This window comes from Amycolatopsis sp. NPDC003731, from assembly GCF_053586895.1.
On record NZ_JBSFNC010000054.1, the window covers coordinates 25,404 to 38,852 of the forward strand.

Genomic DNA, 13,449 nt, shown 5'->3' on the forward strand with positions numbered 1-13,449 from the left:
CGACCGGCTACTGCCCCGGCTGGACGCTCGCCTCGAAGTAGTCGGCCAGCGTGCCGGGCGTGGTCGCCGCCGCCTGGTCACTGGTGTTCAGCTGGTAGATGAACCCGGCCAGCGGCCGGTCCGACACCGTGAACACGAGCACCGCCGACGTCTTCCCCGCGGCCGACGAGTAGTGCCCCTTGAGCCCGTTGCCGCCCCAGTCGGCCTCGGTGCGGTCGCCGCCCGCCGAGGCGAGCAGGCCGTCGGTGTACTGCTTGAGCGCGTCGGCGCTGTCACCGTGGACGTAGGTGACCTGCGTGCCCGCCCGGCCCGGCGCGGAGCAGGTGGAGGAGGCACCCAGGCGCTGCGCCGGCGCCGCCGGGCCGTTGCCCATGCCCGGCTTGCAGTCGCCGGTGTCGGCGATCTTCCCGGCGAGCTGGCGCAGGCACCCCGTGAAGCCCTTGTCGTCCGCCTGCCCCGGCGTCTTGCACTGGTCCGCGGTATAAGTCGGCACCGAGGACGACGACGTGAGGAAGTACGTCACCCCGGCCGCGAGCACCACGACGACCGCGGCCGCGATCCCGATCAGCAGCTTCTTCTTCCCGCGAGGCTCGGCCTTCTCGGGCGCGGGCGAGTACGCCGGGAAGTTCGACGGCACCGGCTGCGGGCCGCTCGGCGGGAAGTTCGACGGCGCGTAGCCCGGGTACTGCGGAGGCGGCGGCGCGTACTGCGGGCGGTGCGGCGGCGCACCCGCGGCCACCGCGCCTTCGACGTTCTGGGTGCGCACGGACAGCCCGTCGCGGGCCACGTGCTGGGCGCCGAGCGCGACCGCGGTCTCCGGCTGGTCGAGGCTGCCCGGCACGACCCCGAGCTTCTCCGCGATCATCGTGCCGACCAGCGGCAGCCGGCTCGACCCGCCGACGAGGTAGATGCCGGCCAGCCGGTCCGGGGTCAGCCCCGACGACCGCAACGTCCGCGACAGCAGCTCGACGCTGCGCAGCATCGCCGGCCGGACCAGACCCTCCAACTCACCGCGTGTGACGAGGACGTCCTTGAACGGCTCGGGCATCGGCACTTCGGTCTGCGGGTGCCGCGACAACGCCTCCTTGGCCGCCTTGACGTCTTCCTGCAACGCGCGCCGGGTGCGCCGGTCGCCGGTCGATTCCGGCCGCAGGAGCCGCTGCCAGCGCTGCGGGTCGGAGTGCGACACCTCGCGCCCGACGTGCACCATCAGCGCCTGGTCGACGTCAAGACCGCCCAGGTCGGGCAGGCCGTCCTCGGCGAGCACGGTGAACCCGTTCTGCGTGGCACCGACGACCGCGACGTCGAAGGTGCCCGCGCCGAGGTCGTACACGGCGAGCGCCTGCCCGGGCGCGAGCGACTTGCCGGGGAACGACGCGAAGTGCGCCGCGGCGGCGACCGGCTCGGGCACCAGCAGGATGTTCGGGCCCATCCCGGCGAGCCGGGCGGCGGACATCAGCACGTTCCGGCGCGTCTGCCCCCACTGCGCGGGGTGGGTCAGCCGGACCTCGTCGGGCTGCTCGCCGCCGAGCTGGCGGGAGGTCTCTTCGAGCACGCGGCGCAGGATGGCGGCCAGCGCGTCGGTCACCGGGACGACATCGGTGCCGAGCAGCAGGGTCTGCTCGTCGATGCGGCGCTTGGGGTTCGGTTCGAAGCGCGTCGGGTCGAGGCGGGCGCGCCGCTCGGCGTCGCGGCCGACCATGATCGTGCCCTCTTCGGTGGCGAACACCGCCGACGGCATGTTGGCCGAGCCGTCCACTTCGACGACCCGGGGCGGCATGCCGTGCGCCGACAGCACGGCGACGGTGTTGGACGTCCCGAGGTCCACCGACAGGATCCGCACAGCACTCCCCTTCGCGAAAACACGCCACGACGGCGCCCGCGTGATGCTGCCATGCGCGCGATCACCGTGCGTGCGGACCCGCGAAAGTCACTGCTCCTTGACGCGGGCGGCGATCAAGGTGCACGATAGTTGCGCAGTTCGATCAACTCGACTGCTCGAACTGCGCAAAAGGGAGGGTTCAATGTGGGAAAGCAGGACCGACGCGCTGTTAGTGAGCGTGAGTACCCGGCACGTCCCGCCACCACACGCGGCGCAGGCGGTCGACGGCGTGCCGCTGGCGGGAAGTCCCGCGGCACGGGATCCCCTGGCCTCGGTCACGTGCTGGACGCGTGGTACGGCGACGTCGCCCCGGAGAGGCCCCACCCGGCCGCCGCCGCGCGCGAACTCCCGGCCACCGGCCACCGTGTGGTGGGCATGCGAGCACGTGCACCCGCGCCCGGAACACCGGTCGCCCCGGAGGTGGCGGCCCGGCTTTCGCCCGCCCTCGGGGAGGCCGCCCGGCTCGTGCTCGGCACGCACCGGATCGGCGGACGCGACGCCCGCGACCGCATTTCGGGGCCCGGGTGCCGGAGCCCCTGGCCCTCGGTTGGCACAGTCGCCTGCCTGGAACACCTGAACCACGTCCTGGCCACCGGAAGGAACAACCCGTGAGCGACCTCCCCGTTCTCGCCGTCACCCTCGGCGACCCCGTCGGCATCGGCCCGGAGATCACCCTCAAGACCCTCGCCGAGCCCGAAGCCCTCCAGCTGGCGCGCGGGGTGGCGGTGGGCGACGCGATCGTGCTGGAACGCCTGGTCCGGCACCTGGGCCTGCACCTGGAGATCAACCCGATCGCCACGGTCGCCGACGCGCGCTTCACCACCGGCGTGATCGACGTGCTCAACCTCGGCGTCGTCACCGAAGACCTGCCGTGGGGCGAGGTCAACGCGACCGCGGGTGCGGCGGCGGTCGGGGCGATCGAGGTCGCCACCCGGCTCGCGCTGGCCGGCGAGGTCGACGCGGTGGTGACCGCGCCGATCAACAAGGAAGCCATCTGGGCGGCGGGCTCGCGGCACCTCGGGCACACCGAGATGCTCGGCGAGCTGACCGGGTCGACCCGGTTCAACACGATGTTCTGGGTGTCCGGGCTGAAGATCTTCTTCGCCACCCGGCACCTCTCCCTCCGCGAGGCGATCAACCAGATCACCCGCGAGAACATCGAGTACGCGATCCGGGAGGCGTACACCGCGCTGGAGGTCTTCGGCACGGAGAAACCGAGACTGGCCGTGGCGGCGTTGAACCCGCACGGCGGGGAAAACGGCAAGTTCGGCGACGAGGAGATCGTCGCGATCGCCCCGGCGGTCGCCGCCGCGCGGGCGGCCGGGCTCGACGTGGTCGGCCCGATCCCCGCGGATTCCGTGTTCCACCAAGGGATCCAGGGCCGGTTCGACGGCGTGCTCTCGCTCTACCACGACCAGGGGCACATCGCGTCGAAGACGTACGACTTCGACGGCACGGTGTCGGTGACGGTCGGCCTGCCGATCCTGCGCACCTCGGTCGACCACGGCACCGCGTTCGACATCGCCGGCACCGGCCGGGCGTCGCACGGCACCATGCGGGCGGCGTTCAAGGCCGCGGCCACCCTGGCTCCCTACGCGCGGAAACTGCCGGTCATCTACCCGCCGAGCCTCCGGTGATCCCCCGCAAGCGCTGGGCGTACGTCATCCCGGTCGCGGTGGTCATGTACATGCTGGCCTACCTCGACCGCACGAACGTCGCGGTGATCCTGCCCTACATCGGCGCCGACTTCCCCTTGTCGGCCAGCGCGAAAGGGCTGGCGAGCGGCATCTTCTTCGTCGGCTACCTCGTCCTGCAGATCCCGGCGGCGGTGCTGGCGGCGAAGTGGAGCGCCCGCAAGACCGTGGTGCTGCTGATGATCGCGTGGGCGGTCGCGGCGGTGCTGTGCGGCCTGGTGCGGAACGAAACGCAGCTGCACCTGGCCCGGCTGCTGCTCGGGCTGTTCGAGGGCGGTGTGTGGCCGGCGGTGCTGATCCTGCTGGCGTCCTGGTTCCCGCAGGCGGAGCGGGCGCGGGCGAACGCGCTGTGGATGACGTGCCTGCCGATTTCGGCGATCCTCATGTCGCCGCTGTCCGGGTTCATGCTCGACCACATGTCCTGGCGCTGGGTGTTCGTCCTGCAGGGGCTGCCGCCGCTGGTGTGGGCGGTCGTGTGGTGGTTCACGGTGGCCGACCGGCCGGCGCAGGCCCGGTGGATCTCCGCGTCCGAACGCGAGTACCTCGAAACCACCTTGAAGGCCGAAGAAGACGCGAAGCCGGCGTTCGCCAAGCAGAGCTACCGGCAGGCGCTCGCGAACCGCCAGGTGCTGTTGCTGGTCGGCGTCTACTTCTTCTGGATCACCGGCTTCTACGGCTTCTCCCTGTGGCTGCCGTCGGTGGTGAAGACCATGACGGGCGGCTCGGCCACCGCGGTCGGCTTCCTGTCGGCCGTGCCGTACGTGCTGGCGCTGGCCGGGATGGTCGCCTGCGCGCACTGGTCCGACCGCACCGGCAACCGGCGGCTCGCGGTCACGGTCCCGCTGCTCGTCGCGATCGCCGGATTGCTGCTGGGCAACCTCGTGCACTGGCCGGCGGCCGTGCAGCTGGTCCTGCTCTGCGTCGTCGCGACCGGCGTCTACATGCCGTACGGGCCGTTCTGGGCCATCCCCAGCCGGGTCCTGGGCATCGAGGTCGTCGCCGTGGCGATGGGCCTGATCAACGCGCTGGGCAACCTCGGCGGGTTCGCCGGGCCGTACCTGGTCGGCTGGCTCACCGACGTCACCGGCACGGCGACCACCGGGTTCGTCGTCCTGGCCGCGTTCCTCGCCGTGGCCGCCGGCCTGGCGTTCTTCGGGCTGAAACCCGCGACTGTGGAAGAGTCGGCGCATGTCCCAGCCGCGACCAGGCACCCGTGACCGGCGCGCGATGCTGCTGGAAGCCGTCCGCGACGGCGCCGGCGGCATCGCGGAGCTGGCCGAAGAGTTCGGCGTCTCCGAGTCGACGATCCGCCGCGACCTCGCCTCGCTCGCCGGCGCCGGGCACGTCGTCCGCACCTACGGCGGCGCGCTCGACACCGAACGCAGCCCCCGCGAGAAGGACCGGGAGCACGCGGCCGCCAAGGAGGCGATCGCCCGCGAGGCCGCCGCACTCGTCCAGGACGGCGAGGTCGTGCTGCTCGACGCCGGCACGACCACCGGCAGGCTCGCCCGCCACCTCGCCCACCGCGAGGAGCTGACCGTGGTGACCAACGGTGTCACCGCGATCCGCGAGCTCGCGGGCTTCTCCGGGATCGACCTCATCGTCCTGGGCGGTCGGCTACGGCACCCCGGCGAAGCGATCCTCGGTGAGAACGTGCTCGCGCAGCTGCGGCACATCTCACCCGATCGGGTGTTCCTGGGCGCGGACGGCGTGGTCGCCGACCGGGGGTTGTGCTGCCCGTCACTGGAGCAGTCGGTGGTCAAGCACGCGATGCTCCACGCGGGCGGCCAGGCGTACGTGCTGGCCGACCGCTCCAAGCTGGACCAGGCCCCTTTTTCCTACTGGGCGCCCCTGGACCGCGAGTACCGGCTCATCACCGACGAGCGGCGGGTGGATGTGACGTTCCCGCAGTTCGCCCACAGCGTGATCCTGGCGAGCGCGCCGGAAACTGTCGGTGGTGCCGCGCATCATGAATGACGTGGCTACTGACGTGCTCGACCTCTTCTCCCCCGCGACCCGGGACTGGTTCGCGGGGGCCTTCGCCGCGCCCACCGCGGCGCAGGAAGGGGCCTGGCGGGCCGCGCACGCGGGTGAGCACGCCCTCGTCGTCGCGCCCACCGGGTCCGGCAAGACGCTGTCCGCGTTCCTCTGGGCGCTGGACAGGCTCTCTGTGGAGCCGCCGCCGGCGGAAGCCACCAAGCGCTGCCGGATCCTGTACGTCTCGCCGCTGAAGGCCCTCGCGGTCGACGTCCAGCGGAACCTGCGGGCCCCGCTCGCCGGCATCTCGCAGGCCAGCCGCCGGCTCGGGCTGCCGGTGCCCGGCATCGAGGTCGGCATGCGCACCGGCGACACCACGGCCGCCGAGCGCCGCACGTTCGCCAAGACACCGCCGGACGTGCTGGTCACCACGCCGGAGTCGCTGTTCCTCATCCTGACATCGTCGGCGCGGGAGTCGCTGCGCGGCGTCGAGACCGTGATCGTCGACGAGGTGCACGCGGTCGCCGGCGGCAAGCGCGGCGCGCACCTCGCGCTCTCGCTGGAGCGGCTGGACGCGCTGCTCCCGAAGCCGGCGCAGCGGATCGGCCTGTCGGCGACGGTCCGCCCGATCGACGAGGTGAGCGCGTTCCTGGCGGGCGGCCGGCCGGTGCGCGTGGTCCAGCCGAAGCTGGCGAAGACCATCGAGGTCCGCGTCGAGGTCCCGGTCGAAGACATGAGCAACCTCGACGCGCCCCGCAGCGGCCCGGCGCCGAGCCCGCTCGACGCGCTGGAATCCCTGGAGTCGCTGACCGAGGCCTTCCCGCCCGGGGACATCGCGCCGGGTGGCCTGGGCACCCTCGAAGAGATGGCCGGCAACCCCGTCCAGAGGCCGTCGATCTGGCCGGCGGTCGAGGAGCGGGTGCTGAGCCTGATCCGCGCGCACCGCTCGACCATCGTCTTCGCCAACTCGCGCCGGCTCACCGAGCGGCTCACCGCCCGGCTCAACGAACTCGCCGCCGAGCAGACCGAGCTCACCCCAGCCGACACGTTCCCCGCCGAAGCCATCGCGCAGTCCGGCGTGAGCACCGGGGCGCCGCCGGTGATCGCCCGGGCCCACCACGGGTCGATGTCGCGGGAGCAGCGCACGCACGTCGAGGAGTCGCTGAAGTCCGGGCAGCTGCCGTGCGTGGTGGCGACGTCGTCGCTGGAACTGGGCATCGACATGGGCGCCGTCGACCTGGTGGTGCAGATCGAGGCGCCGCCGACGGTGGCGTCCGGGCTGCAGCGCGTCGGCCGCGCCGGGCACCAGGTCGGCGCGGTGTCGTCCGGGGTGATGTTCCCGAAGTTCCGCGGGGACCTCGTCTCCTGCGCGGTCGTCGCGGAGCGGATGGCGACCGGCGCGATCGAGGCGGTCCGCTACCCCCGCAACCCCCTGGACGTCCTGGCGCAGCACGTCGTCGCCATGGTGGCGCTGGAGCCGTGGACGGTGCCGGACCTGGCCTCGCTGGTCCGGCGGGCGGCCCCCTTCGCGGCGCTGCCGGACGACGCCCTCCACGCGGTGCTCGACATGCTGGCCGGCCGTTACCCGAGCGAGGAGTTCGGCGAGCTGCGGGCGCGGATCACCTGGGATCGCATCGGCGGCGAGCTGCGCGGGCGGCCCGGCGCGCAGCGGCTGGCCGTCACGTCGGGCGGCACCATCCCCGACCGCGGCCTGTTCACCGTCATGACGCCGGGCGCGGACGACAAGCCCGGCTCGCGCGTCGGCGAGTTCGACGAAGAGATGGTGTACGAGTCGCGCGTCGGCGACACCATCCTGCTCGGCACGTCGTCGTGGCGGATCACCGACATCACGCACGACCGCGTCATCGTGGTGCCGGCGCCGGGCGAACCGGCGCGGATGCCGTTCTGGAAGGGTGACGCGCCGGGCCGCCCGCTGGAACTGGGCCGGGCGCTCGGGAAGTTCGTCCGCGAACTGTCCACTTCGGACGATGAGAAGGCGCGCGAGCGGGCCGAGGCGGCTGGGCTGGACGAGCGGGCGTGCGACAACCTGCTCGCCTACCTCGCCGAGCAGAAGGCCGCCACCCGGCACGTCCCGAACGACCGGACGATCCTGCTGGAACGCTACCGCGACGAGCTCGGCGACTGGCGGATCGTCGTGCATTCGCCGTTCGGCGCGCAGGTGAACGCGCCGTGGGCCCTCGCGATCGCCGCGCGGCTGCGGGAAAACCGCGGGGTGGACGCGCAGGTGGCGCACTCCGACGACGGCATCGTCCTGCGGCTGCCGGACGCCCTGGACGCTGACGGTGGCGAAGTCACCATCGGCGCGGACGACGTGCTGCTCGACCCCGAGGAGGTCGAGCAGCTGATCGTCGCCGAAGTCGGCGGCTCGGCCGTGTTCGCTGCCCGGTTCCGGGAGTGCGCGGCCCGGTCGCTGCTGCTGCCCCGCCGGGACCCGCGGCGGCGGACTCCGCTGTGGCAGCAACGGCAACGCGCGTCACAGTTGCTGTCGGTCGCGGCGAAGTACGAGCGGTTCCCGGTCGTGCTCGAGGCCATGCGGGAGGTTTTGCAGGACGTCTACGACGTGAGCGGCCTGCGTGAGCTGATGGCCGACGTCCGGGCCCGCAAGGTCCGGCTGGTGGAGGTCGAAACGCCGGCCGCGTCGCCGTTCGCGCGCAGCCTGCTCTTCGGCTACATCGGGATGTTCCTGTACGAGACCGACGCACCGCTGGCCGAGAGGCGGGCGGCGGCGCTGTCGCTGGATTCGGCGCTGTTGGCCGAGCTCCTGGGCACCGAGGCGATCCGCGAGCTGCTGGATCCCGAAGCCGTCGCCGAAGTGCAACGGTCGCTGCAGCGGCTCGATCCGGACAGGCACGCCCGCTCGGCCGAGGACGCCGCCGACCTGCTGCGGTTCCTCGGCGACCTGACTGTCGAGGAGGCCGCGGAACGCGGGATCCAGGCCGAGTGGCTCACCGAGCTGGAAGCGGCCCGGCGGGCGATCCGGGTGCGGATCGGCGGCGCGGAACGGTTCCTGGCGATCGAGGACGCCGGCCGGGTACGTGACGCGCTGGGCACCGCGCTGCCGGTGGGCGTGCCCGAGGCGTTCACCGAACCGGTGGCGGACCCGCTCGGGGACCTGCTGTCGCGCTACGCCCGCGGCCGGGGCCCGTTCGCGGCGGCGGACGCGGCCGCGCGGTTCGGGCTCGGCACGGCGGTCGTCACCGGCGTGCTCGACCGGATGACCGGGGAAGGCCGCCTGGTCCGCGGCGAGCTGAGCCCGGTCGGCCATCCCGAAACCCACGGCGTCGGAGTCGAGTACTGCGACGCGGCGGTGCTGCGCCGGCTTCGGCGGGCGTCGCTGGCGAAGCTGCGCGCCGAAGTCGAACCGGTCGAACCGGCGGCGCTGGGCCGGTTCCTGCCCGCGTGGCACGGGTTCGGCGGCCGCGTCCGGGCGGCCCCGACAGCGGACGACGTGCTGTCGGTGGTCGAGCAGCTCGCCGGGGCGCCGTTGCCGGCGAGCGCGGTGGAGTCGCTGATCCTGCCCGGACGGCTGCCGGGCTACTCCCCCGCCCTGCTGGACGAGCTGACCACGGCGGGCGAAGTGACGTGGGCGGGCTGCGGCGCATTGTCCGGCGGCGACGGCTGGATCGCCCTGGCCCCGACCGACGTGGCCGATCTCCTGCTGCCCGAAGTCGTCGAGGACATCCCGACCGGCCCGCTGCACGACGCGATCGTGTCCACTTTGGAGGGTGGCGCGCTGTTCTTCCGCCAGTTGGTGGACCGCGCGACGGTGCTGGTGGACAAGGCCCCCAACGACGCCGAAGTCGTGGCGGCGCTGTGGGACCTGGTCTGGGCCGGGCTGGTCACAGGCGACACCCTCGGCCCACTGCGGGCACAGGTCGCCGGGCATGGCGCCCACAAGCCCCGTCGCCAGGCGCCTCGCGGCCGCTACGCACGGCTGCGGGCGGGGCGGCCCCAGATGCCATCGCGGTCCGGCCCGCCGACGGTCGCCGGCCGCTGGGCACTGACCCCGCCCCGGGAAACCGACGCAACCCGCCGCGCCCACGCGAGGACGGAAGCGTTCTTGGAGCGCCACGGCGTCCTCACCCGCGGCGCGCTGGACACCGAACGCGTCACGGGCGGGTTCTCCGGGATCTACAAGGTCCTGCGCGGCATGGAGGACACGGGCCAGGTGATCCGCGGCTACGTGGTGGAGGGCCTCGGCGCGGCCCAGTTCGCGGCGAAGGGCGCGGTCGACCGCCTGCGCGCCCTGTCCGGCCCAGGCCGCCCGGCCCCGGGCCGCCCAGTGGTCCTGGCGGCGGCGGACCCGGCCCAACCGTACGGCGCAGCCCTCCCCTGGCCGGCGGCAACGGGCGACACGAAGCACCGCCCCGCCCGCAAGGCGGGCGCACTGGCAGTCCTGGTCGACGGAGTCCCGGCCCTGTACGTGGAGAGAGGAGGCCGATCCCTGCTGAGTTTCACAGAGGAGCGCCAGCCACTCGCAGAGGCGGCCCAGGCATTGTCGGCAGCGGTCCGCGAAGGCTGGCTGGGTCAGCTGTCGGTCCAACGCGCGGACGGCGAGCAGGCCCTGACCTCGGAGCTGGCGGAGGTGTTGCAGGAGGCAGGCTTCCGAGCCACCCCCTCCGGCCTGCGCCTACGCGCCTGACGCCGGGGCGGCCCGCCGAGCCCGGGCAGGCCAGGCGAGCGGACTGGAATCGCCAGCCCGGCCCACCACCACCGCCGCGATTGCCCGCCGATCCCGCCGAAGGCGACCCGCCGCGCCCATCCCACCGAAACCGGTCGGTCCGCCGCACCGCGCACTCCACCCTCGACCCCAGGCAGCGCAACCCAAGCCGTCGGCAGGCGAGGCTGGTTGGCGATTCCCGCGCGATCGGCTTCCTCGCTGCCCTAAGCTGCCAGTCCGACACGCACGAAGGATGTTCTGCTCATGGCGATGCGCGAACTGCGCTATTTCGGGGACCCGATCCTCAAGTCCGTCTGCGATCCGGTCACCGTGTTCGACGAGAAGCTCGAGGCGCTCGTGCGGGACCTGGTCGACTCCGTCAAGCCTGCCGGGCGCGCGGGGCTGGCCGCGCCGCAGATCGGCGTGGGGCTTCGCGTCTTCAGCTACGACGTTGCCGGGCTGACCGGGTACGTCATCAACCCCGAGATCGTCGAACTGTCCGAAGAGACACACGAGATCGACGAAGGCTGCCTGTCCGTGCCGGAGCTGTGGTTCCCCACCAAGCGCGCGAAACACGCGAAGGTGCGCGGCGTCGACGTCCACAACGAGCCCATCGAGGTCGAAGGCGAAGACGTGCTGGCCCAGTGTCTGCAGCACGAAACCGACCATCTCGACGGCGTTCTCTACCTCGACCGGCTCACCGCCGAGCGCAAGAAGTCCGCCCTGCGTGAGGCGCGCGGCAAAGACTGGTTCTGGAAGCGCTGACGGCTCACGCCGGCAAGAACAGCCTCAGCCGGGCGCCGTCGTCGATGCTGCGTTCTGTGCGCAGGCCGGCGCGGGCCGCCGTGCGGGGCAGGATGTCGTCGCCCGCCAAGCACTCGGCGGACAGCTCCCTGATGCCCTGGGCCTCCGCCAGCACCGCGAGCCGCGCCAGGAGGGCCGTTCCGATTCCCTGCTGCTGCCAGTCGTCCTCCACCAGCAGGGAAATCTCCGCTCCGCCGGTCAGCGTCGGGATGAGCTGGGCCAGGCCGATCACCTCGCGGCCGAACACCGCCAGCACGCTCGTGCCGCGCGGGGGCACCAGCAGCCGGTGGAGGCGGCGGCGCGGGACCGTCCGCACCCCCGTGTGGTAGCGGCGGAACAACGTCGCCATCGAACAGCGGCGGTGCAGCTCGGCCACCGCGTCGGCGTCGCCGGGGACCCCCTTGCGCAGTACGATCGCCGCGCCGTCCGGGCGGTCGAGGACCACCGGGCCGGCCGCGTTCCGGGCCGCTGCCGCCAGCAGCGTCACCAGCGCTTCGGCGCGGGTCAGCTCCAGCTGCACGAACGGCGCCCACTGGCGGCGCGCCACCAGCGTGCCTCCGTCGGTCAGCGCGAACACCGCCCGGTGCCCGCTCTCCGTGCGCGCCGGGTTCGCCTCGGCGGCCGGGACGAGCGTGACGACGTCCGCGGCCAGCACGTCCTTCAGCACCTCCGCCAGGCGCGCCGGGTCGTCGATCGCGCGGCGGGCCGCGAGCAGCGTCGATGCCGACGGGTCGACGAGCTCGTGGACGTCGGCGTCGATGATCGCCGTGCACTCGCAGCCCTCGGCGCGGATGGCGTCGACCAGGTGCCGCCGGGGCAGGCCGGTCGCCGGGCGCAGCACGATCTCGTCGAGCACTCCGCCCGGCACCGGCAGCACGGACAGACCGAGGATGTTGCACTCGAGGTCGGCGAGCCGGATGGCGATGCGGGCGAGGGTGCCCGGGTGGTCGTGCATCCGGATCCGCACCCGCCACGCCGACGGCGCCGCCGGCTCCTCGGCGACGGCCGTCCGGCCCGGCTGGGGCAACGCTCTGGAAGTCTCCATGCCCCCACGGTCCCCCGGGGTTGTTGCCGCTCCAGGACGCCGGTGTTTCGCGCAGGTCAGCGTTCGACGCGACCCGGCAACGCCGCCGAAACACTCAGCCAGGACCGCAGCTCGGTGGCCAGCGCGACCGGGGCGTCCAGCTGGACGAGGTGCCCGGCGCCGGCGACCGGGGCGAACGTCGCACCGCGGATGCCGGCGGCGAGCCGCTCGCCGGTGGCCTGCGGGATCCACGTGTCCTCGACGCCCCACCGCACGCGCACGGGCAGGTCGATCCGGTCCAGCCGCTCCTCGTTCTCGACCAGGTACTGCTCGTCGTACGCGGCGATCGGTCAGGTCGGCCTCCCGCAGCTCCCGGAAGCTCGCGTTGCCGATGTAGGTGCGGACCAGCGCCTCGTGGAGGGCCGGATGGCCACGACGTCGGCCATCAGCAGCGACGCGTACGGTACGCCGTGGACCAGGTGGGCGCGCAGGGAAACCGCACCGCCGTAGTCGTGCGCGGCACCACCGCGGGCCCCGATCCGGCGCGATCCCAGGCGATCCGGCGCCCCTGCCAGTCGAAGAACTCCATGATCCCCAAGCTGGGTCAGCGCGGGGTGAGCACGCAGAACTCGTTGCCCTCCGGATCGGTCAGCACCCGCCACGGCAGCGCGGGACCGCCCAGGTCCGCCGGCGCCGCACCGGCCGCGATGACCTGCGTCACCGCCGCGGCGTGATCGGCCTCCGCCGGGGGCGCGACGTCCAGGTGCACGCGGTTCTTGCCCCTCTTGACGTCGTCGTTGCGCAGGAACTCCAGCCACGGCCCCCGGCCGGACGGCGCGCGCAGCCCCACCAGGACGTCACCTTCGCGGGCCTGGATCGGGCGGCCGGTGATTCCCGCCCAGAAGCCCGCCAGGAGCTCCGGGTCATGGGCGTCGACCAGGATCGACGCCACCGCGCCGGTGTCCGCGTACCGCTCGCGGGGTTCGAGGACGCAGAACTCGTTGCCTTCCGGGTCCGCGAGCACCACCCAGGGCACGTCGCCCTGGCCGACGTCGACCCGGCGGCCGCCCAGCTCCAGGGCGCGCGCCACCAGCTCGGCCTGGTGCTCCGGGGTCGTGCTCGCCAGGTCCAGGTGGATGCGGTTCTTGACCTCCTTGGGTTCGGGGACCGGCACGAAGACGAGGTCCAGGTCCCAGCCGTCGCTTTCCGGAGCCCGGACGTCGATCTCGCCGGGCTCCTCGACGGCGACGTGCCAGCCGAGCAGCGCGGCCCAGAAGTCCGCCAGGACTTCCGGCCGCGCCGCGTCGATCACCAGGTTCACCAGGCGCGTGGTCATGCGCCGCAGGCTAACCGCCACCTCCGACAATTCCGGTTCGGCTTCCCCACC

Annotated in this window: 10 protein-coding genes; 6 read left to right on the forward strand and 4 right to left on the reverse strand. The window is 73.0% G+C overall.

The window, feature by feature from the left end:
* Positions 1-7: 7 nt before the first annotated feature.
* Positions 8-1,843, reverse strand: coding sequence for an Hsp70 family protein (locus ACWDN5_RS23015; RefSeq protein WP_449677726.1), 1,836 nt, complete (start codon positions 1,841-1,843; stop codon positions 8-10).
* A 414-nt stretch (positions 1,844-2,257) separates the two neighbouring features.
* Between ACWDN5_RS23015 and ACWDN5_RS23020 the strand changes: the two genes are divergently transcribed.
* The 6 genes from ACWDN5_RS23020 (at position 2,258) to def (ending at position 10,999) form a co-directional block, all read left to right on the forward strand.
* Positions 2,258-2,494, forward strand: a complete 237-nt coding sequence (locus ACWDN5_RS23020; protein ID WP_449677727.1) for a hypothetical protein — start codon at positions 2,258-2,260, stop codon at positions 2,492-2,494.
* Positions 2,491-3,519, forward strand: a complete 1,029-nt coding sequence (pdxA, locus tag ACWDN5_RS23025) for a 4-hydroxythreonine-4-phosphate dehydrogenase PdxA (RefSeq protein ID WP_449677728.1) — start codon at positions 2,491-2,493, stop codon at positions 3,517-3,519. The genes ACWDN5_RS23020 and pdxA overlap by 4 nt, the downstream gene beginning before the upstream one ends.
* Positions 3,516-4,793, forward strand: coding sequence for an MFS transporter (locus ACWDN5_RS23030; RefSeq protein ID WP_449677729.1), 1,278 nt, complete (start codon positions 3,516-3,518; stop codon positions 4,791-4,793). Before pdxA ends, ACWDN5_RS23030 begins: the two co-directional genes overlap by 4 nt.
* A complete protein-coding gene (locus ACWDN5_RS23035; RefSeq protein ID WP_310976444.1) occupies positions 4,765-5,553 on the forward strand; it encodes a DeoR/GlpR family DNA-binding transcription regulator in 789 nt (262 codons plus the stop codon). The genes ACWDN5_RS23030 and ACWDN5_RS23035 overlap by 29 nt, the downstream gene beginning before the upstream one ends.
* Positions 5,546-10,216 carry a DEAD/DEAH box helicase gene (locus tag ACWDN5_RS23040; protein WP_449677730.1) on the forward strand — a complete coding sequence of 1,557 codons (4,671 nt, stop codon included), beginning with the start codon at positions 5,546-5,548 and terminating at the stop codon, positions 10,214-10,216. Before ACWDN5_RS23035 ends, ACWDN5_RS23040 begins: the two co-directional genes overlap by 8 nt.
* A 282-nt stretch (positions 10,217-10,498) precedes the next feature.
* Positions 10,499-10,999, forward strand: coding sequence for a peptide deformylase (def, locus tag ACWDN5_RS23045; protein ID WP_449677731.1), 501 nt, complete (start codon positions 10,499-10,501; stop codon positions 10,997-10,999).
* Positions 11,000-11,003: 4 nt separating this feature from the next.
* On the opposite strand, the gene ACWDN5_RS23050 is transcribed toward def, so the two are convergent.
* The 3 genes from ACWDN5_RS23050 to ACWDN5_RS23060 form a co-directional block, all read right to left on the reverse strand.
* Complete coding sequence (locus ACWDN5_RS23050) at positions 11,004-12,065, reverse strand: GNAT family N-acetyltransferase (protein ID WP_449677745.1); 1,062 nt, start codon at positions 12,063-12,065, stop codon at positions 11,004-11,006.
* A gap of 74 nt (positions 12,066-12,139) precedes the next feature.
* Positions 12,140-12,343, reverse strand: a complete 204-nt coding sequence (locus tag ACWDN5_RS23055) for an alpha/beta fold hydrolase (RefSeq protein ID WP_449677732.1) — start codon at positions 12,341-12,343, stop codon at positions 12,140-12,142.
* A gap of 323 nt (positions 12,344-12,666) precedes the next feature.
* On the reverse strand, positions 12,667-13,398 hold the full coding sequence (locus tag ACWDN5_RS23060; RefSeq protein WP_449677733.1) for a VOC family protein: 732 nt from the start codon (positions 13,396-13,398) through the stop codon (positions 12,667-12,669).
* Positions 13,399-13,449 lie beyond the last annotated feature (51 nt).